Below are 22,136 nucleotides of genomic sequence, written 5' to 3' on the forward strand. Positions count from 1 at the left end.
CTACTCCTTGGCGACGCGCTTCATGTCCGCATCCATCATCATGCGGATCAGGGTGTCGAGGTCGGTCCTGGGCTTCCATCCCAGGACCCGTTGTGCCTTGGCCGGGTTGCCGAGCAACACCTCGACTTCGGCCGGGCGGAAAAACGCCGGGTCGATCTTTACGAAGTCACGGTAGTCCAGGCCCACATGTTCGAAGGCAATCCTGCACATCTCGCGCACGGTGGTGGTGACGCCAGTGGCCACCACGTAATCGTCGGGGGTGTCCTGTTGCAACATCAGCCACATGGCCTCGACGTAATCGCCGGCAAAGCCCCAGTCGCGTTTGGCGTCGATATTGCCCAGGCGCAGTTCCTGCTGCTTGCCCTGCTTGATGCGTGCTGCTGCGTCGGTGACCTTGCGGGTCACGAACTCGATGCCACGCAGTGGTGATTCGTGGTTGAACAGGATGCCACTGCTGGCATGCAGGCCGAAGCTTTCCCGGTAGTTGACGGTGATCCAGTGGCCGTACAGTTTCGCCACGCCGTAGGGGCTGCGCGGGTAAAACGGCGTGTGTTCGTCCTGTCGCTCGGCCTGGATCAGGCCGAACATTTCACTGGTGGACGCCTGGTAGAAGCGCGTATGCACGCTGAACTGGCGAATGGCTTCAAGCAGGTGGGTGACCCCCAGCCCATCGACAATGCCGGTGGTCACGGGTTGGTCCCAGGAGGCCGCGACGAAACTTTGCGCGGCCAGGTTATACACCTCGTCCGGCGCCGACTTGATCACGGCCCGTTGCACCGAGCAGGCATCGGCCATGTCACCGTCCAGGTAAACGATGTCCTGTTCGATGCCCATCTCTCGCAGCCGCCAGCGCGAGTCGCTGCTTCGTCGCGCCACCAGGCCGTGGACTTTGTAACCCTTGTCGAGCAGCAACTTGGCCAGATACGCGCCGTCCTGGCCGGTGATCCCTGTGATCAATGCACTTTTCATTCTTGTTCTACCCGTATCTCCCAGTCGGACAGGATCGCCCGCAAGGATTGTTGTGTTGTTGTTTCAGGCGTCCATCCGGTGGCCTGTCGTAGCTTGGCTGGGCTACCACAGACGCGACGCTGTTCTGCGCGACGAAACCGCGCAGGGTCCTGGACCAGTTGCACATCGACCTGGGCGATATTGCCCAGTTGTTCGATCAGGCTGCGAATACTCTGCTCGCGGCCCGAGCAGATGTTGTAGACCTGCCCCGGGACGCCGTTGTCGAGCAGGGCCAGGTAGGCTGAAATCACATCGCCGACATCGAGGAAGTCGCGCGTCACGTCGATATCGCCCACCTGCAGCCGGGCCGGTTGCAGGCCTCGCTTGATCCGGCAGATCTGTCGGGCGGCGCTGGCAATGACGAAGCTGTCCTTCTGGCCAGGACCGATGTGATTGAACGGGCGGGCCACCAGCACCGGCCAGCTCTCGCTCATGCCCCATTGCAGGCTCAGCAGTTCCGCCGACAGCTTGCTCACGGCGTATGGGTTGCGTGGGGCGGGTGGTTGCAGCTCGGTAATTGGCAGTTGGTCTTCGTTGACCTGGCCATAGACATCACCGGAGCTGACGTACAGGAACGTCCCGGTGAACCCCCGGGCCTTGAGGGCCTGGAGCAGGTTCAAGGTGCCCAGCAGGTTGATGTGCAGGGTACGCGCCGGATCGCGGAAGGCTTCTGGCACAAACGTCTGGCCCGCCAGGTGGATCACGGCGTCGGGAACCTCGGGCCAGAGGCCTTCCAAGGTCTTGGCATCCGTCAGGTCGTAACGGGCGGGGACAGGCATCACCTGCCAGGACGAATCATGACCGATCAGTCGAGATTTGAGGTGACGTCCAACGAAACCGCTGAGGCCCGTAACGAAAAGACCTTTTTTCAAGCACCAATCTCCTTGGCGGTTGCTTCGTCTATCGCGAACTGAGTGGGAAATTTCCGTAAGATCGGGGAAAAAACACTCAACAAGCAGATTAGAGAAGCATTTGTTGTAGTTGTTTGGTTGCCAATCTGTGCCAATTTTGAAGCAATTTCAACCGTGCAAACCGTGACTGGTCAGTTCTCATATTTATAGCCGGTTTATTCTCGCCAAGCGGTTCACGAACCCTTGGCGGATGTGTTTAGAATGCCCTCGTCACGATGCCCACCGATCCTGATTTTCAGGTCGAGCCGCAGGGCGGTGGCTACTAAAAACAAGAACGAGACGGGTAACAAGACGAACGACGAGTGGCGGCGCAGGGCCGGCTCGATGCGTGACTCGACCGTCATGAAGTGGGGCTGCCGGGATGGCGGCGCCATGATGGGGTGCCATGAATTTCATTCTTTACTCGGACGTAAACGATCACTCCATCAGCCAGAGCCTTGGCCGCCCTGAGTACAGCTATTACTTCGTCCTCAAGGCTTATCGTCCCGTGCTGGAAAGCCTGGGGCCGGTGCATGTGGTGTCATCGGTTGCCGAGGTCGATCCGCTTTATCAAGCATTGCAGCAGGCCGGGCAGGACTGCTTGTTCCTTTCCTTTTCACCTCCGCACAAGACGCCGCTCGACCTGCTTTGTCCGATGGTCTGCGTGGTGGCCTGGGAATTCGATTCGATCCCGGCCGAGCACTGGGACGACGACCTGCGGCATGACTGGAGCCGCACGCTGGCCCGCCATGGCCGGGTGATTACCCTGTCCAGCCACACGGCCGGGGCGATCCGTCGAACCTTGGGCGAAGACTTCCCGGTGTTGGTGTTGCCCACGCCGCTGTGGGAGCGTTTCGCGGCGGTTCGTGAGCAGCACCCAAGCCAGCCGGTCAATCCGGGGACGACCTTGCAGATCAAGGGCTGCATCATCGACAGCCGGCCTCTTGGGCTTTCGGCGGACGGCTTGATTGCGCCGATCATCGAAGGAGCGCCCGAGCCAGAACCAGAGCCAATCATTGAGTCGGTCATCGAGCCGCCGCCGACCTGGCGGCGGCGGGCATTCATTTCCCGCCATTACCTGCGAGAAGTCATCCGCGCTTTCACCGGCAAGACCGAGCAGGGCCCTGTGTGGTTGTTCAAGCACAACCTGTTGTGCTGGTATCGCGAAGCGGTCCGCGACTTGATACCGGTGCCGGTCCGCGTGGCGGTCAGCAGGATCCTGAGGGGGCCGGCAGCGGTGATCGTCGAGACCGTGCCAAAACCCATTCCAGAGCCCGCACCGGAACACCCCCAGGCCCTCCTGCCTGACACCAGCCTGGTGGTAGAGACCGACGTCAGCGGAGTGGTGTACGTCAGCGTGTTCAACCCCGATGACGGTCGCAAGAACTGGCATCAGTTGATCACCGCATTCTGTTGGGCCCTGCGCGATGTCGAGGACGCCACGCTGGTGCTGAAAATGACCCAGAACGACCTGTCGACCTACTATGTCGAGCTGCTGACGCTGCTGTCCCAGCTGTCACCGTTCAGTTGCCGGGTGGTGGTGATGCACGGTTATCTGGAGGACGAACAATTCGCCCGGCTATATGGCGCGGCAAGTTTCTACGTCAATGCGTCCCGCTGCGAAGGCCTGTGTCTGCCATTGATGGAGTTCATGTCCTGCGCCCGCCCGGTCATCGCACCGGACCACACGGCGATGCGCGACTACATCGACGCCGAGGTGGCCTTTATCGTCAAGTCCAGCCGCGAACCGACCATCTGGCCGGAAGACTCGCGCATCTTGTACCGCACCCTGCGCCATCGGCCCGACTGGGGCTCGTTGAAACTCGCCTACCAGCAGAGCTACGCCATGGCCAAACACCAGCCCCAGGCCTACCAGGCCATGGCCGTTGCCGCGAACGAGCGGATGCGTCGTTATTGCGCGTTCACCCCGGTGCAGCGGCGCCTGGCCGATTTCCTGGCTGCGCCAGACCGTGATGAGAGACTGCCGCTGGTGGTCCAGGCAGGTACCGCCTCATGTTGATCATCATTTATTCGGAAACCAACCAGAGCAACATTCTGGAAAACCTCGGCAAGCCCGAGTACAGCTATTACTTTGTGCTCAAGGAGTTTCGCCCGGTGTTGGAGCGGTTGGGGCGGGTCGTCGAAGTGACCCGGCCTGACGAAGAAGTCGATCAGCTGTACGCCGATTGCCTGGGGCGTGGTGAGGATTGCGTATTCCTGTCGTTCTCGCCCCCCCATCGCACCGCAGGCCATTACACCTGCCCGACAATTCCGGTGTTCGCCTGGGAGTTCAGCACCATTCCTACCGAAAGCTGGCAGGGCGAGACCCGACACGATTGGCGGGTGGTCCTGGGCGCAACCGGCATGGCGATTACCCACTCCAGCTTCACCGTTAAAACCGTCCGTGAAGTGATGGGCGCTGACTTCCCCGTCACCGCCATCGCGGCGCCGGTGTGGGATCGCTTTGCCGCTCGCGGCGCGGTGCTGGCCCAACGGCCGACGGTGGATCACATGCGCCTGCAATTGCATGGCCTGTTGATCGATAGCCGCACCACCGACCTGCGGCCTTATGGCCCACCGGCGCATCAGGCCGGTACGCCGCTGGTGCTGGACGGCCCGGCCGAGGATTGCGAGTTACTGCTGGACGGTGTGATCTACACCTCCGTGTTCAATCCCTATGATGGGCGCAAGAACTGGAAGGACATGATCAGCGCATTTTGCGCGACGTTCCGCGACGTTGCCGACGCAACCCTGGTGCTGAAGCTGACTCATCACGACGTCACCGCCGCACTGACTGACATGCTCCACCACGTCTACAAGAACCAGTCGTACCGCTGCCGCATTGTGCTGATACATGGCTACCTGGCGGACGCCGACTACGAACGGCTGGTGGAAGCCACCCGGTACGTGGTCAACAGTTCCTACGGTGAAGGGCAGTGCCTGCCGTTGATGGAGTTCATGTCCTGCGGCCGTCCGGCGATTGCGCCGCTGAACACGGCGATGGCCGACTACATCGACCACGACAATGCCTTCGTGGTGGATTCGACCGAAGAGCTGACCGCCTGGCCTCACGACCCGCGTGCCGCGTACCGGACCCTGCGTTATGTCACTGATTGGGACTCACTGTGTTCGGCCTATCGCGCCAGTTATGACGTGGCCAAAAACGACCCCGAGCGTTATCGCAGCATGTCGGCCCACGCCGTGCGCAGCCTGGAGAAGTTCTGCAGCCAGGCCAACGCCGAGCAGCGTTTGCGGGCGTTTTTCGAAGCCATACCTGAGCGGCGCCGGAACGCGCAGGAGTCATGATCCGCCGATGGCTGGCCGGGCTCAGGCCTGCGGTGGAACCTTCGCCACCGTCGGCGGCTGTTTCGCCCCGTGATGCCGGCCTCTACGACGCGATGCTCGACGGCTGGTTCCGCAGTGAAACCGGCGAGTTGCTCAAGGGCTTTGCCATCACGGCCGACGATACCTTGCTGGATGTCGGTTGCGGCGAAGGCGTGGCGACGCTGTTTGCAATGCGCCAGGGTGCGTCCGTGATTTTCACCGACAGCGAACAGGACAAGGTGCGCGACCTGGCCCGCCAGGTCGAGGCCCAGGCCTCTGCGCCGTTCCTTGGCCTGGTCAGCAACAGCCTGCCGCTGCCCCTGGCCGATGGCTGTGCGAACAAGATCGTCTGCATGGAGGTGCTCGAGCATATCCATGAGCCAGAGCCGTTCATGGCCGAACTGGTGCGCATGGGTCGACCCGGGGCGCAGTATCTGCTCAGCGTGCCGGCCTCGGTGGGCGAGCATTTGCAGCAAGGCATCGCGCCGCCGGGCTATTTTCAAGCGCCCAACCATGTGCAGATATTCACTGCCGAACGATTCGCCGCGCTGGTGGAGGAGGCCGGGCTGGTGATCGAGCATCGCCAGGCCAGCGGATTTTTCTGGGTCATGGGCATGATTTTCTTCTGGGCCAGCGAGCAGGCGGCTGGCCGTGACCTTGAGGGTGCGGTGCGCGACCGTATCCAGGCGCCGTATCCACCCTTGATGGAGCGCTGGGCGGGCCTCTGGCAGGACCTGTTGACGCAACCCGACGGCCTGGCGATCAAACAGGTGCTGGACCGGTTCATGCCCAAGAGCCAGGTCATTATCGCGCGTAAACCCGATCCCTCTTCCGGGAGCACTTCATGAGCAGCAAGCGGATCATGGACATCGAGTTGCTGCGCGCCGTTGCGGTGATCGGCGTGCTGTTCCATCACCTGCAAGGCATGCCGTTTCCCGGCGGATGGCCGGGCCTGGCAGCCCTGGCCGACAGCTTCCAACTGTGGTGGGGCGTGGATTTGTTCTTCGCGATATCCGGGTTTGTCATCGGCCGCAGCCTGATCCCGCAATTGCGTCGCTGCGACGGTCCTCGGCAATTCTGGGCGGTCACCCGGGAATTCTGGATTCGCCGGGCGTTTCGCCTGTTGCCGTCAGCCTGGCTCTGGCTGCTGCTGGTGCTGTTCGCGGTGTTCTTTCTGAACCGCTCCGGCGCGTTCGGCAGCGTGCAGGCCAACCTGCAGGCGACCCTGGCCGGCTTCCTGCAATTCGCCAACCTGCGTTTTGCCGATGCGTTCATGCACTATGAGTACGGCGCGAGCTTCGTGTACTGGACGCTTTCCTTGGAAGAGCAGTTCTATTTGATCTTGCCGCTGCTGGTGTTCGTCTCGCGCCGCTATCTGGTGTGGGTGCTGCTGGCGGTGGTGTTGGTGCAGTTTTTCACCTGGCGGGCGCTGTGGCTGTCGGTGATTCGTACCGATGCCTTGGCGCTGGGGGTGTTGTTGTCGATCTGGAGCCTGCGGTCCAGTTACTGGCGCTTCGAGCCCACGTGGTTACGCAGGCCTGCGCTGGGTGCGCTGCTGGTGCTGGGCCTTGGCAGCGTGATGGCCTGGATCGCGACCGAACACTTCAATTTGTCGTTCTACCGTCTTGGGGTCATTGCAGTGCTCAGTGCCGTGCTGGTCTGGGTGGCCTCTTATGATCGGGATTACCTGCTGCCCCGCAGTCGTTTGAAAACGGCGCTGACCTGGGTGGGCAGTCGTTCCTATGGGATCTACCTGATCCACATCCCGGTGTTTTTCCTGCTGCGCGAGTTTTGGTTTCGTTTCGCCCCCTTGGGTTCGCCGGACCCGGCAAGTCATCCCTGGTTGGCCCTGGCCTGTGCCTTGTCGCTGATCGGGCTGTTGAGCGAACTCAACTACCGCTGGGTTGAAATGCCCATGCGCAATCGTGGCGCCCAACTGGTTGCACGTCTGTCCGCCGCCCGAACCGTCCTTCCTGTTTCTGGAGCCCCGTCATGCTGAGCCTTTTGAAGAAACTCACCACGGGCACGCCCGCGCCCGCTGAGCCGGTCGCCGACAAGGTCGACCCGTATATGCTCGGGCTGCACGATGCGATGCTCAGCGGCTGGTTCAACCAGCAAACCGGCGAACTGTTCACCGGTTTCCCGGTGACTCCTGAAGACACGCTGCTGGACGTGGGGTGCGGCGATGGCGGCAACGTGCATTTTTGTGCGATGCGTGGGGCGAAGATCATCATCGCCGACATCGACGCGACCAAGGTCGAGGCTACTCGTCAGCGCTTGAGTGACACCCCCGCGCGCGAAGTCGAGTGCCACGTGACCGACTGCAACCCGCTGCCCATTGCCGACGCCACGGCCACGCGGGTGGTGTCCACCGAAGTCATCGAGCATGTCGACGATCCGGCGCAGTTCCTTGCAGAACTGGTACGGGTCGGCCAGCCCGGTGCGCTGTACCTGTTGAGCGTGCCGCACCCCAGCTCCGAAGACCTGCAAAAGGATATCGCCGCGCCGGAGTACTTCCGCAAGCCCAACCACATTCGCATCATCAGCGAAGAGCAGTTCAAGGCGATGGTCAGCGAGGCCGGGCTTACGGTGTTGAGCCACAGCCAATACGGTTTCTATTGGTCGATGTGGATGCTGCTGTTCTGGGAGGCCAAGGTCGATTTCAGCAACGCCGACCACCCGTTGCTCAATCATTGGGCCGACACCTGGCAAGCTGTGCTGAATTCGCCGCGCGGCCCGCAAATCAAGCAGGCGCTGGACGCGGTGGTGGCCAAGAGTCAGGTGATTATTGCGCGCAAGCCTGAGTGATGCCCTCTGTGGGAGCAAGGCTTGCCCGCGATAAATGCGACGCGGTCCCCCAGGAATCGGGGTGCCTGCTTCGCGAGCAAGCTTTGCTCCCACAGCAGGATCAAATCTACTCTGCACCATTTCCGCTTCGACCCGAGTGGCGGTAATCTGCCGGGCTTTGATGGGTGGTGAGGCTCCATGACTTTTCTTTTCCGACTCTCCCTGGCCCTCACCGTGTTGCTTTTGGCGGGCTGCGAACAACCTCCACCCCCAGCCCTGGATCAACAGTTGTATATTTGGCAACGCCAATGGACCCCGGCCCATGCACTGGCGCTGCGCCAAAGCCAGGGCGATTTTTCCACGCTGCGGGTGCTGACGTTGCAGGCTTTTCCCGGGGCGGGCTGGAGCCGTGCGCGGATCAATCCGGTCTTGCTCAAGGCTGACGGCCGTCCGTTGATCGCCGTGGTTCGCCTGGACGGCCAGCTCAAGGCTCTGGAGCAGGATGAGGTGATCGCGCAAATCCAGCAGGTGCTGGGCGATTGGCAAGCCCAAGGCCTGACCCCGGCAGGTGTGGAGATCGACCACGATGCTGGCAATGTACGGTTGCCGGCCTACGGAACATTCCTCGGCCAACTGCGGCAAGTCCTGCCGGCCAACGTGCGGCTGAGCATCACGGCGCTACCGGCCTGGCTCGACAGCCCAGCATTGCCCGGGTTGTTGGAAACGGTGGACAGCAGCGTGCTGCAGGTCCATGCGGTGAGCGATCCACGGCAGGGCTTGTTCGACCCGAAACAGGCCCGGCACTGGGCGCAACGCTGGAGTGACGTCACCACACGGCCGTTTTATCTGGCCCTGCCGGCGTACGGCGTGGCGCTGCTGACCCAGGAGAGCGGCGCGCCGGTGGTGGAAAGCGAAGTGCCGATCGATCGCGGTGGCGAGCGGCGGGAGTTGCTGGCCGATCCGCAACAAGTGGCCGGGCTTGCGGCAGATTTGCGTGCCGATCCGCCGAAACATCTCGCTGGGTTGATCTGGTTTCGCCTACCGCTGGCCGGCGACCGACGGGCGTGGAGCCTGACCACGCTCGGCGCCGTCGCCCGGGGAGACAACCTGGACAGTCGCCTGGCGTTGCAGTGGGAAGAGCAGGGTGGTTTGTACGATATCCGCCTGGTTAACCAGGGCAATCTCGACAGCCCCTGGCCCCAGCGCCTGACGCTGGCTGTTGGTGCGTGTGACGGCGTCGATGCCCTGGCCGGTTATACGTTGCAACAAACCCCCGGACTGCTTACCTTCACCCGCATTCAGGAAGGCCGCTTGGCTGCTGGCAGCCAACGGGCAATCGGCTGGGCGCGCTGTACGAAAATTGACCAAGGAGGTTTCAATGTTTACCCGTAAGTGGCCTCGTCACCTACTGTGCCTGAGCCTTTGCCTGCCGTTGGCCCCGGCGCTGGCCTGCGGCCCGGATTTCCCGATGCGTCTGCTGGATAACCGCGCCCAGTCGCTGGCCGAATTGCCCGAAGGCAGCTTTCGCTTCGAGGTCAGCCGCCTCGGCCAGGCGATTGCCGGGCTCAAGCCGGCCACCGAGGCAACGCGCAACCCGGACTACAGCTATGACGACCTGCCTTCCTACGTTGAACAACGCAACAAGGCCGAGCAGATTGGCCTGACCCCGCCGCAGCAAGCGGTGGTGGAGCGCCTGCGGGCGCTGACCGATGTCGACCAGGTGGCAACCGAAGCGGCCAACCTGCCTGATGAACTGCGCCTGTATGCGATTGGCGCGGCGGCTTTCAACGTTGGTGAGCATCATCGTGCCGTGGACGCGTTCCAGCAGTTGCTGGCGTTACCGGCCGACCAACGTCGGTTGCGCAGCACCTGGGCCGCGTACTCCCTGGGGCGGGCCTTGTTCGCCGTGAGCACCGAGGCCGGCAGCGGCGACCCTGTGATCTTGCAGGACCAGGCGCGAGCGGCGTTTCGCCAGGCCCGGGAGTTGAGCATTGCCGGCTTCAGCGATCCGCTGGAACTGGGCATCGCCAGCCTTGGCGAAGAAGCCCGGGTGGCCTACACCGCTGACGATTGGGACAGTGCCATCGGCCTGTATGCGATCCAGAACCTGCAAGGGTCCCCGGTGGGCTACAGCTCGTTGCTGCAATTGGCGGGTGATTTGAGCAGCCAGCCGGATGGACGCTTGAGCGAACTGCTCAAGACCCAGTTGGTGCAGCGATTGGTCACCGCCTACCTGCTCAGCCGCGTCGGCTGGTGGGACGGTGAAGAACCCTCGGGTGAGAAAAGGCTGGTCAAACTGTTGCAGGCCAGCGTCCGGGACAATCTGGACGACGCCGACCGTTTGGCGGCGGTGAGTTACCAGCACGGCGATTACGCCAGCGCCCAGGCTTTTGTGCAAAAGGCTTCCGACACCGGCCTGGCCTGGTGGGTGCGTGCCAAGCTGGCCTTGCGCGACGGCGACAAAGTGACCGCGGCGGCGGCTTATGCCAAGGCCGCCCAGGCCTTTCCGAACGATGAGTCCTGGGGCAACCGGCGTACACCGGATTGGAACTACGAGTCGGTGCAGCCCAAGTGCCGTGTCGAAGGTGAAAGCGCGATCCTGGCCTTGCAGCGCGGTGATTACCTGCAAGCCTTTGATCAGCTCTATCGCGGCCAGAGCAACTATTGGTACGACGCTGCCGCCGTCGCCGAGCGTGTGCTCACGGTGGATGAGCTCAAGCAGTACGTCGACGCCCAAGTCCCGGCACCACCGGCGTTGAGCCAGGAGGATCGGGATAACTACGTGCCGCTGCCGGTGGCTGCGAGCCTGCGCAATCTGCTGGGTCGTCGGTTGTTGAGGGAAGGGCGCTTTGATGAGGCACCGGCTTATTTCGATAACGCGGACCTGCAGAACAAGGCCCGCGCCTATGGGCAATTGCGCCAGGACGCGGAGTCCAAATGGTGGCCAACCCGACGGGCCGAGGCCTATTTCAATGCGTCCTGGATGGCGCGCAACTGGGGCATGGAGCTGCTCGGCTATGAGATGGCGCCGGATTACGCCAGCCTGGGCGGCAACTACAGCCTGGAACCGGTTGAGCTGAAGGTTGGGCCGCTGGTGGCCGAAGGCGAAGTGCAACGCCAGCAGGCCAGCGCGGCGCAGCCGGACATGCGTTATCACTATCGGTTTGTCGCTACGGCGCTGGCGAGCCAGGCGGCGGATTATTTGCCGCATACCAGCCAGGCCTTTGCGGCGGTGCTGTGCAAAGCGGTGGGGTACAACTCCAGCCTTGAGGAACAAAGCGCGCTGTATCAACGTTATGTGAAGGAAGGTCCGTATGTGGTTTGGGCCGGGGATTTCGGTCATCAATGCCAGGAACCGGACTTCAGCAAGGCGAACAAACGCTACGTGACCCAGGCCCTGGACCCGATCCGCTCGACGCTGCGGCCTTTCAAAGTCTGGCTGCAAATGGGCGGTGTGGTGCTGGTGGTGGCGGTGGCGTTGGGATTGATCAGCCGGCGTCGGCGCAAGGCGCGGATGTCGGCCTCCTGAGATGAAGAACCCATTGTGGGAGCGAGCTTGCTCGCGATGAGGCCATCACATACGCCTTTGTCGCGTCTGCAATGCCGCCATCGCGAGCAAGCTCGCTCCCACAGGGGGGTATCGCCAATGAGGCGTGCCCCTACATCTGCGTTGCCATCCCCTCCACATTCATGGCCGCCTGGCGCAACGCCTCCGAGCGAGTAGGGTGTGGGTGGCAGGTCAGGGCGATGTCCTCGGCCGAGGCGCTGAACTCCATGGCCACGCAGTATTCACCGATCATCTCACTGACGCTCGGGCCCACCAGGTGCACGCCAAGGATTTCATCGGTACGTTCATCGGCCAGGACCTTGGCGAACCCTTCGGTCTCGTGGTTGATTTTGGCCCGGCTGTTGGCTGTGAACGGAAACTTGCCGACCTTGTAGGCACGGCCTTCGGCCTTGAGCTGTTCCTCGGTCTTGCCGACGCTGGCCAGTTCCGGACGGGTGTAGATGACGCTGGGAATCAGCGCATAGTTGACCTCGGCGGCCTTGCCGGCGATCTGTTCGATGCAGACCATGGCTTCGTCTTCGGCCTTGTGGGCCAGCATCGGTCCGGACGTCACATCACCGATGACCCAGACGCCAGGTGCTTCGGTGCGGTGATGCTGGTTGGCGAGCATGCCGCGTTTGTCGGTGCTCAGCCCGACGTTCTCCAATCCCAGCCCTTGCGTGTAAGGCCGACGCCCGATGGCGACCAGCACGTAATCGGCGTCCAGGGTCTGTGCTTCGCCGCCCGCCGCCGGTTCGATCTGCAGTTGCACGCCGCTGGCCGAGGGAACGGCACCCGTGACCTTGGAACTCAGCTTGAACTGGATGCCTTGTTTACCCAATGCGCGCTGCAGGGTCTTACCGGCCTCGCCGTCCACGCCCGGGCAAATGCGATCGAGGTATTCCACCACGGTCACCTGGGCACCCAGGCGCCGCCAGACCGAACCCAGTTCGAGACCGATGACGCCAGCGCCGATCACCACCAGATGCCGGGGCACCTCACTCAGGGACAAGGCGCCGGTGGAGTCGAGGATGCGTTGGTTATCGATGGTCACACCTGGCAGGGGCATGGGTTCCGAGCCGGTGGCGATGACGATGTCCTTGGCGCTGAGTTCGGTCTTGGCGCCATCGTCGCCGGTAACGGTCACCTTGCCCGGCCCGTCGATGTGGCCCCAGCCTTTGATCCAGTCGACCTTGTTCTTGCGAAACAGAAACTCGATGCCCTTGGTCAGGCCGGCCACGCTTTCGTCCTTCTGCTTCATCATTTGCGCAAGGTTGAGGGTGGGGCTGACTTCAATGCCCAGGTTAGCGAATTCCGTTCCCATGGCGGCTTCGTACAGCTCCGAGGCATGCAGCAATGCCTTGGAGGGCATGCAGCCGACGTTCAGGCAGGTGCCGCCCAGGGTGGCCCGGCCTTCGACACAGGCGGCTTTCAAGCCCAACTGCCCGGCCCGAATCGCCGCGTTATACCCGCCGGGCCCGCCGCCCAGAATGATCACGTCGTAGTTGCTCATCGCTGTTCTCCTGCTTGGCCTGATAAAAAATTATGTACGTAATATGAGCGTTTCCAGATATTTCGGTCAAGGCTTAAGTCAAGAGGCCGGCGCAGGCCTTGTCATGAAGAATTCAAAACGGAAATTTCACAGGAATCGTTATAAGGTAACGGCATATAACGGAGCGTCGGTGGCGTCTATCCACGGGCCCGGATTTTGATCGCCACGAGTGCTGGGGTGGTATGCAAGTCGATCTTGATGTCGAGGGGGCACAGGTGGCCGAATGGCCACGTTTTCAGCGCGCGTCGTTTCAAGGGCGTCGTTTGAAGCAGATCGCTTTCGCCCTGGGAAGCGTGGCGGGCGTGGGCCTGGTACTGGCGTTTTTTATCGGGGTGTTTTCGCCGCAATCCCTGTGGCCGGCGCTGCTGGTCAGCCAAGGTGCGGGACTGCTGGTGCTGGTGGCAGGTGTGCAATCGGCCTGGTGGGTCACTCAATGGCGTAGCAGGGCGCTGCTGCCGGCTGTGGATAACCTGCCGGCGGAAAACGAGCCTGTTGATAACCTGGGTTGGTATGAGCGACTGCTGGAGCGAATTGGTGCTCGCGGGATCGGCCTGCTGAAGCAAATCGGTGCGCCTGCGTTGTGGCTGGCCGGGTGGTCAGTGCTGGTATTGCTGGGCCTGGAGCAAGCCTGGAACTTGCAACTGCCGGCTGCCACCCTCGGTGTCTCGGCCAGTGTGGGAGCGGTGCTGTCGTTGTTGTTGGCGTTCGGGCTATTGGTGTTCGAGCGGCAATTGGCCCAGCAATCGCCCGTGGAATGGCCGGAAGCGCCGTCGCTGGCGCAACTGACGCGGGTGGCGATCATCGTGCTGGTGCTCGGCGCTTTGTGCTTGTTGTTCGCCGCAGAAACGTCCATCTGGCCGGTGCGCCTGGCCGTGTTGATGGGGCTGTTGCCGGGCGTGGTGGCGGCCGAGTTGTTGCTGCGGGCCGTGTTGTCGTTATTCATCCCGCGCCGGGACGCCCTGGAACCGACACTGCTGGGCCGCAGTGTCATCGCCGATCTGCTGCGCTGGCCGCCGCAACCGTTGCTGGCCTTGCAACATGAATTGCACAACCGTTTTGGCATCGACTTGCGGCAGATCTGGGCCTTCAGCTACATGCGCCGCGCCTTTTTACCGGTGTTGGCGCTGGTGTCGCTGGTGGGTTGGTTGTTGACGGGCGTGCACGAAGTGCCGCTGCAGGGGCGTGGCATCTATGAGCGCTTTGGCAAACCGGTAGAGGTGTTCGGCCCGGGCTTGCATGTCGCGTTGCCTTGGCCGTGGGGCAGGGTGCTCAACGTCGAGAATGGTGTTGTGCATGAACTGGCGACCAGCGTCGCGGAGAGTCGGGCAGTGGTCGAGGCTGAACCGGCGGAGGGACCGGCGCCGGCAATCGCCAATCGGTTGTGGGACGCCAGTCATGTGAACGACAAGTCCCAGGTCATTGCCAGTCGTCGTGCCGACCTGCAGAGCTTCCAGATCGTCAACATGGACGTGCGCTTTGTCTACCGCATCGGCCTGACCGACGCCGCGGCGTTGGCGGCGACCTACAACAGCGCCGATGTGCCGGCGCTGATCCGCAGCACCGCCAGCCGCGTCCTGGTACATGAGTTTGCGTCGCGCACGCTGGATGGTTTGCTGGGTGCTGACCGTGTCAGCCTCGCCGACGAAATCGGTCGCGCCGTCCAGGCTGATTTGCAATCGCTCGATAGCGGTGTGGAAGTCCTGGCGACGGTCGTGGAGGCGATTCATCCGCCGGCCGGTGCGGCCAATGCCTACCACGGCGTGCAGGCGGCGCAGATCGGCGCGCAGGCATTGATCGCCCGAGAGCGTGGCGCGGCGGCGGAACAGACCAACCAGGCGCAATTGCAAGCCAGCATCGCCCATGACCAGGCTACGGCTACTGCCCGGGAAATCAATGCGACCGCCCAGGCCGCCGACCTGCGCTTCAATGCCGACCGCAAAGCCTACGCCACGGCGGGGCACGCTTTTGTGCTGGAGCATTACCTGGGCCAACTGAGCCAGGGCCTCGCTAATGCCCGGTTGCTGATTCTCGACCATCGCCTGGGCGGCAACGGTAACGCGCCGACCATCGACTTGCGCACCTTCACGCTGCCGGCAGACCCCGCGTCGCCGCGTAACCCTGTCCCGCCAGGAGCTGCCCATTGAGCCAGTCCTCTTCACACGATCACCACGCCCACGCCGGTCACGATCACGGCCATGCCGGTCATCACCATGGACATCATCACCACCATCATGGCGATCCGCAGCAAGCCGGTCCGTTCCCGTGGCGGCGGATGGGTTGGGCGGTGTTGCTGGTGGCGTTTGCCGTTGCGGCCGCAAGCCTGGTGCAAGTGCGCTCGGGGGAGGCCACGGTCATCACCCGTTTCGGCAATCCGGCGCGGGTGCTGCTGCAACCTGGTTTGGGTTGGCGCTGGCCGGCACCGTTCGAGGCGGCGATTCCGGTGGACCTGCGGTTGCGCACCACCTCCAGCGGTCTGCAGGATGTCGGCACCCGTGATGGGCTGCGGATCATCGTCCAGGCCTACGTGGCTTGGCAGGTGCAGGGTGACCCGGAAAACGTGCAGCGTTTCATGCGCGCGGTGCAGAACCAACCGGACGAAGCCGCACGGCAGATCCGCACCTTTGTCGGCTCGGCGCTGGAAACCACGGCCGCCAGTTTTGACCTGGCGAACCTGGTCAACACCGACGCCAGCCAGGTACGCATCGCCGATTTCGAAGCTCAGTTGCGTCAACAGATCGATCAACAGTTGCTCACCACTTACGGCGTGCGCGTGTTGCAGGTCGGCGTTGAGCGCCTGACCTTGCCCTCGGTGACACTGACGGCGACGGTGGATCGCATGCGCGCCGAGCGTGAGACCATCGCCACCGAACGCACCGCCATCGGCAAGCGCGAAGCGGCGCAGATTCGCTCCGCCGCAGAACGTGATGCGCGAGTCCTGCAAGCCGATGCCACGGTGAAAGCTGCGGATATCGAAGCGCAGTCGCGGGTAGAAGCAGCCGAGATTTATGGCCGGGCATACGCTGGCTCTCCGCAGCTCTACAACCTGCTCCGTTCGCTGGACACCTTGGGCACCATCGTCAGCCCAGGCACGAAGCTGATTTTGCGCACCGATGCGGCGCCATTCCGTGTCCTGGTGGACGGTCCTGGTTCCGTGGAAGGCAAAGGTGGAACACAACCATGAGTTTGGTTCCACGTGGAACAAACGAGTTATCCAGTCCGTGGATCCAGGCCGGACGCTTGGCATTTCTGGCGCTTTACGCCGTCACGGTGCTGGCGGCGTTGGCCTGGGTCTTTTCCAACGTGCGGCAGATCGATCCGGAGAATCGTGCGGTGGTGCTGCACTTTGGCGCCTTGGACCGAATCCAGAATGCCGGCCTTTTGTTGGCGTGGCCTCGTCCTGTGGAACAAGTGGTCTTGCTGCCCGCTGCGGATCGGGTGCTTGAGCGGCGGGTGGAAAATCTGCTGCGCTCGGATGCGGCTTTGCAAGCTGATCGTGTCGCCAGCTTCGCCACCCCGGTCAGCGATGCGTTGGCCGGTTCTGGTTATTTATTGACCGGTGATGCCGGCGTGGTGCAACTGGATGTGCGGGTGTTCTACAAAGTCACCGACCCTTATTCTTTCGTATTGCAAGGTGAACATGTCCTGCCCGCCCTGGACCGGTTGGCGACCCGCAGTGCCGTGGCCCTGACCGCAGCCCGGGATCTGGACACCATTCTGGTGGCTCGCCCCGAACTGATGGGCAGCGACAACCAGGCGGCCGAGCATCGCGAACGCTTGCGTGGCGATCTGGTGCAGGGGCTTAACCGACGCCTGGCTGACCTGGCGGCGACGGGGCAGGGGTTGGGGATCGAAGTGGTGCGGGTCGATGTGCAATCGAGTTTGCCGGGGCCGGCGGTGAGTGCCTTCAACGCGGTGCTGACGGCCAGCCAGCAGGCCGATAAAGCCGTGGCTAACGCCCGGACTGAAGCGGAAAAACTCACCCAGGCCGCTCGCCAAGACGCCGACCGTGCCGTGCAGGTCGCCCATGCCCAGGCCAGCGAACGGCTCGCCAAGGCTTCGGCCGACACGGCCACGGTGCTGGGCCTGGCGAAGACCCAAGTCAGCGATCCGCAAATGCTGCTGCGCCTGTATCGCGAGCGCATGCCTGCCATCCTTCGCCAGGCCGGTTCAGTGACCACGGTCGATCCGAAAGATGATTCCCGCCTGATCATCCAGGGAGCTGGACAATGACCGCCAAAATCAGTGCTGCACCGATGTTGTCCTCGACGGAACAACGCGTCGCCGCCCGACAACTGACCTTGGCGATGCTCGCCCTCGGCTTGCTCGCATTGGGCCTGGTATGGCGCGGTTGGTCGCCGGAGCAGAGCGGTGTCAGCCAACTGCTGTTGGGATTCGCCTCGCTGTTGGTGGCAGTGCCGGTGATGCGTTCGGCCTGGTACAGCTTGCGTTATCCAAGCCTGCACGGGATTACCGACCAACTTATCGCCCTGGCGATGCTCGGTGCCTGGGCCACTGGCGATCTGCTGACGGCGGCGTTGTTGCCGATCATCATGATCTTCGGGCATGTGCTGGAAGAGCGCAGCGTCATCGGTTCCCAGGAGGCGATCCATGCCCTCGGCCAACTGACCCGCAGCCAAGGTCGCAAGGTGCAGGCCGACGGTTCGATCATCGATGTCGACAACGCGACGCTCCAGCCCGGTGATGTCGTGGAGGTGCGCGCGGGCGATCGGGTGCCGGCCGATGGTCGGGTGTTGTCCGGCCAAGCCAGCCTCGACACCGCGCCTATCACGGGTGAGTCGGTGCCGTTGGAGGCCGTGGTCGGCACTGAAGTCTTTGGTGGCGCGATCAACCTCGATGGCCTGTTGAGCCTGGAAGTGACCCGTACCGGCGAAGAATCTACCTTGGGCAAGGTTATCGCCCTGATGCAAAACGCCGAACGCTCCAAGCCACCCATCACTCGTCTCCTGGAACGCTACGCCGGCAGTTATCTGGTACTGGTGTTGCTGCTGGCGGCGGTGACCTGGTTCGTGACCAACGATGCCCAAGCGATGCTGGCGGTATTGGTCGCCGCCTGTCCTTGTGCGTTGGTGCTGTCGGCGCCGGCCACCGCCATTGCCGGGATCGCGGTGGCGGCGCGCCACGGGATCCTGATCCGCAGCTCGGCCTTCCTGGAAGAACTGGCGGACCTGACGTCGTTGGTTGTCGACAAGACCGGCACCCTGACCTACGGCGTCCTGCGCCTGCAATCCATTGAACATGCCCAGGATGCTCCCTCATCGTTGCTGCTGCCTTTGGCTGCCAGCCTCGGTTCGGCCAGCAGTCATCCGGTCAGTCGTGCGTTGGCAGGGCTGGTGGAACAGGAAGACTGCCTGGCGCTGACGGACATCCATGAGCGCCAGGGCTTAGGGGTGGTCGCGATGACTGTTCGGGGCGAAGCGGCGCTCGGGCGGCCGGAGTTGTTTGCACAGCTGGGCATTCAAACGTCAGCGGTCCCGGAGCACGACGGCCCGATTGCCGGCCTGGCCCTGGACGGGCAATTCCTCGCCTGGCTGTTGCTGGCCGACAGCGTCAAGCCGGAGGCACGGGTTGCCATGGCCGAGCTGCGCGAGCTGGGTCTGGGACGTCAGTTGCTGTTGACCGGCGACCGCCAGAGCGTGGCCACGACCCTGGCCCGGGATGTCGGCATCGGCGATCTGCAAGCCCAGGCCCTGCCGGAAGACAAACTCAAGCGGGTCATGGCCGAAATCGACCATGGGTTCCGCCCCATGGTGGTGGGCGATGGCATCAACGACTCCCTGGCGCTCAAGGCCGGGGTGGTCGGCGTTGCAATGGGCGCAGGCGGCGCAGATATCGCCCTGGCGTCGGCAGACATCGTGCTGATCGGCAGCGACTTGCGCCGCCTCGGCACTTGCGTACGATTGAGCCGCCAATGCAGGCGCACGTTGCAGGTCAACGTGATCATTGGCCTGGGCTGGACGCTGGCAATCGTCGCCTTTGCCGCCTTCGGTTGGCTTGGCGCGGCAGGGGCGATGATCGCTGCGCTGCTGCACAATCTCAGTACCCTGCTAGTGTTAGGTAATGCAGGGCGATTGCTGCGGTTCCAGGAGCCACTCCTGAAAATCCAAGCGAAGGGAACCGTTGGATAACCCTTGGCGAACTGTGCGTCACCCTTGCAGTCTCTGTTGGAGAGGGCGCACCCATACTGGCAGTACCCGGCACAAGGAGTGAATTTGGGACGGTGATAGAGAAAGGCTATAAATTCGATAGCCTGCTATTTTTCTATGATGGTCTACCCTCATTTTCAGACGTCTGAAACAAGGGGGGATTTTTCATGCTCGCGCAACTTCCACCGGCCTTACAGAATCTGCATCTACCGCTTCGGCTGCGGCTCTGGGATGGCCATGAATTTTCACTGGGTGACGACCCCAGTGTCACGATCGTGGTCAAGGACCCACAAATGGTCGCGCAATTCACCCATCCCAGCCTGAATGCGCTAGGAGCGGCATTCGTCGAAGGCAAGCTGGAACTCGAAGGATCGATCCACGAAGTCATTCGTGTCTGCGATGAATGGAGCCAGGCATTGATTGAGGACGACGCCGACAACCTGCCGGTTCGATCGCTCCACGACAAGGAAACCGACGCCCAGGCGATCTCCTATCACTACGATCTGTCCAACGCGTTTTATCAGCTGTGGCTCGACAGCGACATGGCCTATTCCTGTGCCTATTTCGAGACGGGCAGCGAAACCCTCGAACAGGCCCAGCAAGCCAAATTCCGTCACTTGTGTCGCAAGCTGCGATTGCAGCCGGGTGACTATCTGCTGGATGTCGGTTGCGGGTGGGGCGGTCTGGCGCGTTACGCCGCACGCGAGTTTGGTGCCAAGGTCTTCGGTATTACCTTGAGCAAGGCACAGCTGATACTGGCTCGGGAACGGGTCAAGGCAGAGGGCCTGGAGGATCAGGTCGAGTTGCAGTTGCTGGATTACCGCGACCTGCCTCAGGACGGTCGCTTCGACAAAGTGGTCAGCGTTGGCATGTTCGAGCATGTCGGCCACGCCAACCTCAAGCAGTACTGCAAGACGCTATTCGGCGCAGTGCGTGAGGGCGGGTTGGTGATGAACCATGGCATCACCGCCAAGCACACCGACGGTCGTCCAGTCGGTCGCGGCGCCGGTGAATTCATTGAGAAGTACGTGTTCCCCAACGGTGAGCTGCCGCACTTGTCGATGATCTCTGCCGAGATCAGCGAAGCGGGGCTGGAAATCGTCGACGTGGAAAGCCTGCGCCTGCATTACGCGCGCACGCTCGATCATTGGAGTGAACGCCTGGAGGACAATCTCGAGGCCGCCGCGAAGGAAGTGCCGGAACAGGCGTTGCGGATCTGGCGTCTGTACCTGGCCGGCTGTGCCTACGCGTTCGCCAAGGGCTGGATCAATCTGCACCAGATCCTGGCGGTGAAGGCCCACGCCGACGGTAGCCATGAGTTGCCCTGGACCCGCGACGACATCTATATCCCTTAGAGAATCGGGGAAATAAGCCGGGCGATCCGCATGCCGATCTTCTGCAGGCGGTGGGTCTCCCGGCTTTCCTGTTTGTCGATTTCCACCGCTTGGGCGAAGTCCTGCTCAAGCATCTGCTCGACCTCGGTGGCGAACGGGATATCCACTGTGAGCAGCATGACTTCGAAATTCAGGCGGAACGAACGGTTGTCCAGGTTCGCACTGCCGATGGCGCTGATTTCCCGGTCGATCAGCACCACTTTCTGATGCAGGAAACCCGGCGTATAGCGGAACATCCGCACGCCGGCCCGCACTGCTTCAAACGCATACAGGCTGGACGCGGCGTAGACGATCTTGTGGTCGGGCCGCGAGGGCAGCAGGATGCGCACATCCACCCCGCGCAGCACCGCCAGGCGCAAGGCCGCGAACACCGCTTCGTCAGGGATGAAGTAAGGCGTTGTGATCCAGACTCGTTCGCTGGCCGCATGGATAGCCTCGACGAAAAACAGCGAACAGGTTTCGTAGGCATCGGCCGGGCCGCTGGTCAACAACTGGCAGAGCACACCGTCGTCCGGGTAGGTGTCTGGCAGGATCAGCGGTGGCAGCGAACGGGCCGCCCAGAACCAGTCCTCGGCAAACGACTCTTGCATACTCCCCACCACCGGGCCGCAGACTTCGACATGGGTGTCGCGCCACGGCGCCAGAGGCGGCTTTTCGCTCATGTATTCATCGCCCACGTTGTGCCCGCCGACGAAACCTAGAACGCCATCCACCGCCACGATCTTGCGGTGGTTGCGAAAGTTGACCTGGAACCGATTGAGCCAGCCGCTGCGGGTGGCGAAGGCTTTCACGTGGACACCACCGTCGCGCAGCGCCTGGACGTAGCGGTGGGGCAGGGAGTGGCTGCCAATGCGGTCATAAAGCAGATACACCGCCACGCCTTCGGCGGCTTTTTTCAGAAGCAGTGCCTGCAGGCGTAGGCCGAGGCGGTCGTCGTGGATGATGAAAAATTGAATCAGCACGGCCTGCCGCGCGTTATCGATGGCTTGGAAGATCGCCTCGAACGTGGCCTGCCCATTGACGAGCAAGCGCACCTGATTGTTCGCCAGGCACGGTGTGCGCCCCAGCTTGGGCATGGCCCGTAACGAGTCGTAGGCCTGGGACGCGCGGGCGGTCAAAGCTTCTTCGACCCACGGCCGCCAGTTCAGCTCGGAGATCGCCTTGCGCATCTCTTCGTTGGCTTGTCGGCGAGCCTTGATGTAGCCATCAAAGGTGCTGCGCCCGAAAACCAAGTAAGGAATCAACGTCAGGTAGGGAATGAACAGCAGCGACAGGGCCCAGGCAATCGAGCCTTGGGCCGTGCGCACCGTTAGTACGGCGTGGACGGCGGCGATGGAACCCAGGGTGTGGAGCAGCGCGATCAGGTAACCGAAAACATGCGGGCCGAAATAATCCATGGGGCAGCCTTGCTCCGGAAGCTTCAATGCTTAACAGACCATGTTCCATGGCAAATGTCGCTATTTAATTCGC

Annotated in this window: 17 protein-coding genes; 12 read left to right on the forward strand and 5 right to left on the reverse strand. The window is 62.4% G+C overall.

Annotated elements, in window-relative coordinates:
• From gmd to Q7F16_RS09450, 3 genes are all read right to left on the reverse strand, one after another.
• Positions 1-969: a GDP-mannose 4,6-dehydratase gene (gene gmd, locus Q7F16_RS09440; protein WP_046063355.1), complete on the reverse strand. Its 969-nt coding sequence runs from the start codon at positions 967-969 to the stop codon at positions 1-3.
• A complete protein-coding gene (locus Q7F16_RS09445) occupies positions 966-1,880 on the reverse strand; it encodes a GDP-mannose 4,6-dehydratase (protein WP_409555690.1) in 915 nt (304 codons plus the stop codon). The genes gmd and Q7F16_RS09445 overlap by 4 nt, the downstream gene beginning before the upstream one ends.
• 212 nt (positions 1,881-2,092) lie before the next feature.
• Positions 2,093-2,293 (reverse strand): hypothetical protein, encoded by a 201-nt coding sequence (locus Q7F16_RS09450; protein WP_409555691.1) that lies wholly within the window; start codon positions 2,291-2,293, stop codon positions 2,093-2,095.
• Between the two features lie 11 nt (positions 2,294-2,304).
• On the opposite strand from Q7F16_RS09450, the gene Q7F16_RS09455 reads away from it, so the two are divergent.
• From Q7F16_RS09455 to Q7F16_RS09485, 7 genes are all read left to right on the forward strand, one after another.
• Positions 2,305-3,918 (forward strand): glycosyltransferase, encoded by a 1,614-nt coding sequence (locus Q7F16_RS09455; protein ID WP_409555692.1) that lies wholly within the window; start codon positions 2,305-2,307, stop codon positions 3,916-3,918.
• Positions 3,912-5,204 carry a glycosyltransferase gene (locus Q7F16_RS09460; RefSeq protein ID WP_409555693.1) on the forward strand — a complete coding sequence of 431 codons (1,293 nt, stop codon included), beginning with the start codon at positions 3,912-3,914 and terminating at the stop codon, positions 5,202-5,204. Before Q7F16_RS09455 ends, Q7F16_RS09460 begins: the two co-directional genes overlap by 7 nt.
• Positions 5,201-6,070, forward strand: coding sequence for a class I SAM-dependent methyltransferase (locus Q7F16_RS09465; protein WP_409555694.1), 870 nt, complete (start codon positions 5,201-5,203; stop codon positions 6,068-6,070). Before Q7F16_RS09460 ends, Q7F16_RS09465 begins: the two co-directional genes overlap by 4 nt.
• Complete coding sequence (locus Q7F16_RS09470) at positions 6,067-7,221, forward strand: acyltransferase family protein (protein ID WP_409555695.1); 1,155 nt, start codon at positions 6,067-6,069, stop codon at positions 7,219-7,221. The genes Q7F16_RS09465 and Q7F16_RS09470 overlap by 4 nt, the downstream gene beginning before the upstream one ends.
• Positions 7,215-8,030 (forward strand): class I SAM-dependent methyltransferase, encoded by an 816-nt coding sequence (locus tag Q7F16_RS09475; protein WP_046063348.1) that lies wholly within the window; start codon positions 7,215-7,217, stop codon positions 8,028-8,030. The genes Q7F16_RS09470 and Q7F16_RS09475 overlap by 7 nt, the downstream gene beginning before the upstream one ends.
• 177 nt (positions 8,031-8,207) lie before the next feature.
• Positions 8,208-9,401 carry a DUF3142 domain-containing protein gene (locus Q7F16_RS09480; RefSeq protein WP_409555696.1) on the forward strand — a complete coding sequence of 398 codons (1,194 nt, stop codon included), beginning with the start codon at positions 8,208-8,210 and terminating at the stop codon, positions 9,399-9,401.
• On the forward strand, positions 9,388-11,538 hold the full coding sequence (locus Q7F16_RS09485; protein ID WP_409555697.1) for a hypothetical protein: 2,151 nt from the start codon (positions 9,388-9,390) through the stop codon (positions 11,536-11,538). Before Q7F16_RS09480 ends, Q7F16_RS09485 begins: the two co-directional genes overlap by 14 nt.
• A 130-nt stretch (positions 11,539-11,668) precedes the next feature.
• Here the strand turns inward: Q7F16_RS09485 and lpdA are convergent, their stop codons facing one another.
• Positions 11,669-13,069 (reverse strand): dihydrolipoyl dehydrogenase, encoded by a 1,401-nt coding sequence (gene lpdA / locus Q7F16_RS09490; protein ID WP_046063345.1) that lies wholly within the window; start codon positions 13,067-13,069, stop codon positions 11,669-11,671.
• Between the two features lie 221 nt (positions 13,070-13,290).
• Between lpdA and Q7F16_RS09495 the strand changes: the two genes are divergently transcribed.
• The 5 genes from Q7F16_RS09495 (at position 13,291) to cfaB (ending at position 20,627) form a co-directional block, all read left to right on the forward strand.
• Positions 13,291-15,252, forward strand: a complete 1,962-nt coding sequence (locus Q7F16_RS09495) for a protease modulator HflK (protein WP_409555698.1) — start codon at positions 13,291-13,293, stop codon at positions 15,250-15,252.
• Positions 15,249-16,289 (forward strand): protease modulator HflC, encoded by a 1,041-nt coding sequence (gene hflC / locus Q7F16_RS09500; RefSeq protein ID WP_079302112.1) that lies wholly within the window; start codon positions 15,249-15,251, stop codon positions 16,287-16,289. Before Q7F16_RS09495 ends, hflC begins: the two co-directional genes overlap by 4 nt.
• Positions 16,286-17,338, forward strand: a complete 1,053-nt coding sequence (gene hflK, locus Q7F16_RS09505) for a protease modulator HflK (RefSeq protein ID WP_409555699.1) — start codon at positions 16,286-16,288, stop codon at positions 17,336-17,338. The genes hflC and hflK overlap by 4 nt, the downstream gene beginning before the upstream one ends.
• Positions 17,335-19,254, forward strand: coding sequence for a heavy metal translocating P-type ATPase (locus tag Q7F16_RS09510; protein ID WP_046063341.1), 1,920 nt, complete (start codon positions 17,335-17,337; stop codon positions 19,252-19,254). Before hflK ends, Q7F16_RS09510 begins: the two co-directional genes overlap by 4 nt.
• A gap of 185 nt (positions 19,255-19,439) precedes the next feature.
• On the forward strand, positions 19,440-20,627 hold the full coding sequence (cfaB, locus tag Q7F16_RS09515) for a C17 cyclopropane fatty acid synthase CfaB (protein ID WP_046063340.1): 1,188 nt from the start codon (positions 19,440-19,442) through the stop codon (positions 20,625-20,627).
• Here cfaB and cls read toward each other — a convergent pair.
• Entirely contained in the window at positions 20,624-22,063 is a 1,440-nt protein-coding gene (cls, locus tag Q7F16_RS09520) for a cardiolipin synthase (protein WP_046063339.1), read from the reverse strand. The two genes, cfaB and cls, sit on opposite strands and share 4 nt — an antisense overlap.
• Positions 22,064-22,136: the final 73 nt, after the last annotated feature.

The organism is Pseudomonas sp. Lb2C2 (genome assembly GCF_052112205.1).
Classification (GTDB): Bacteria; Pseudomonadota; Gammaproteobacteria; order Pseudomonadales; family Pseudomonadaceae; genus Aquipseudomonas; species Aquipseudomonas kilonensis.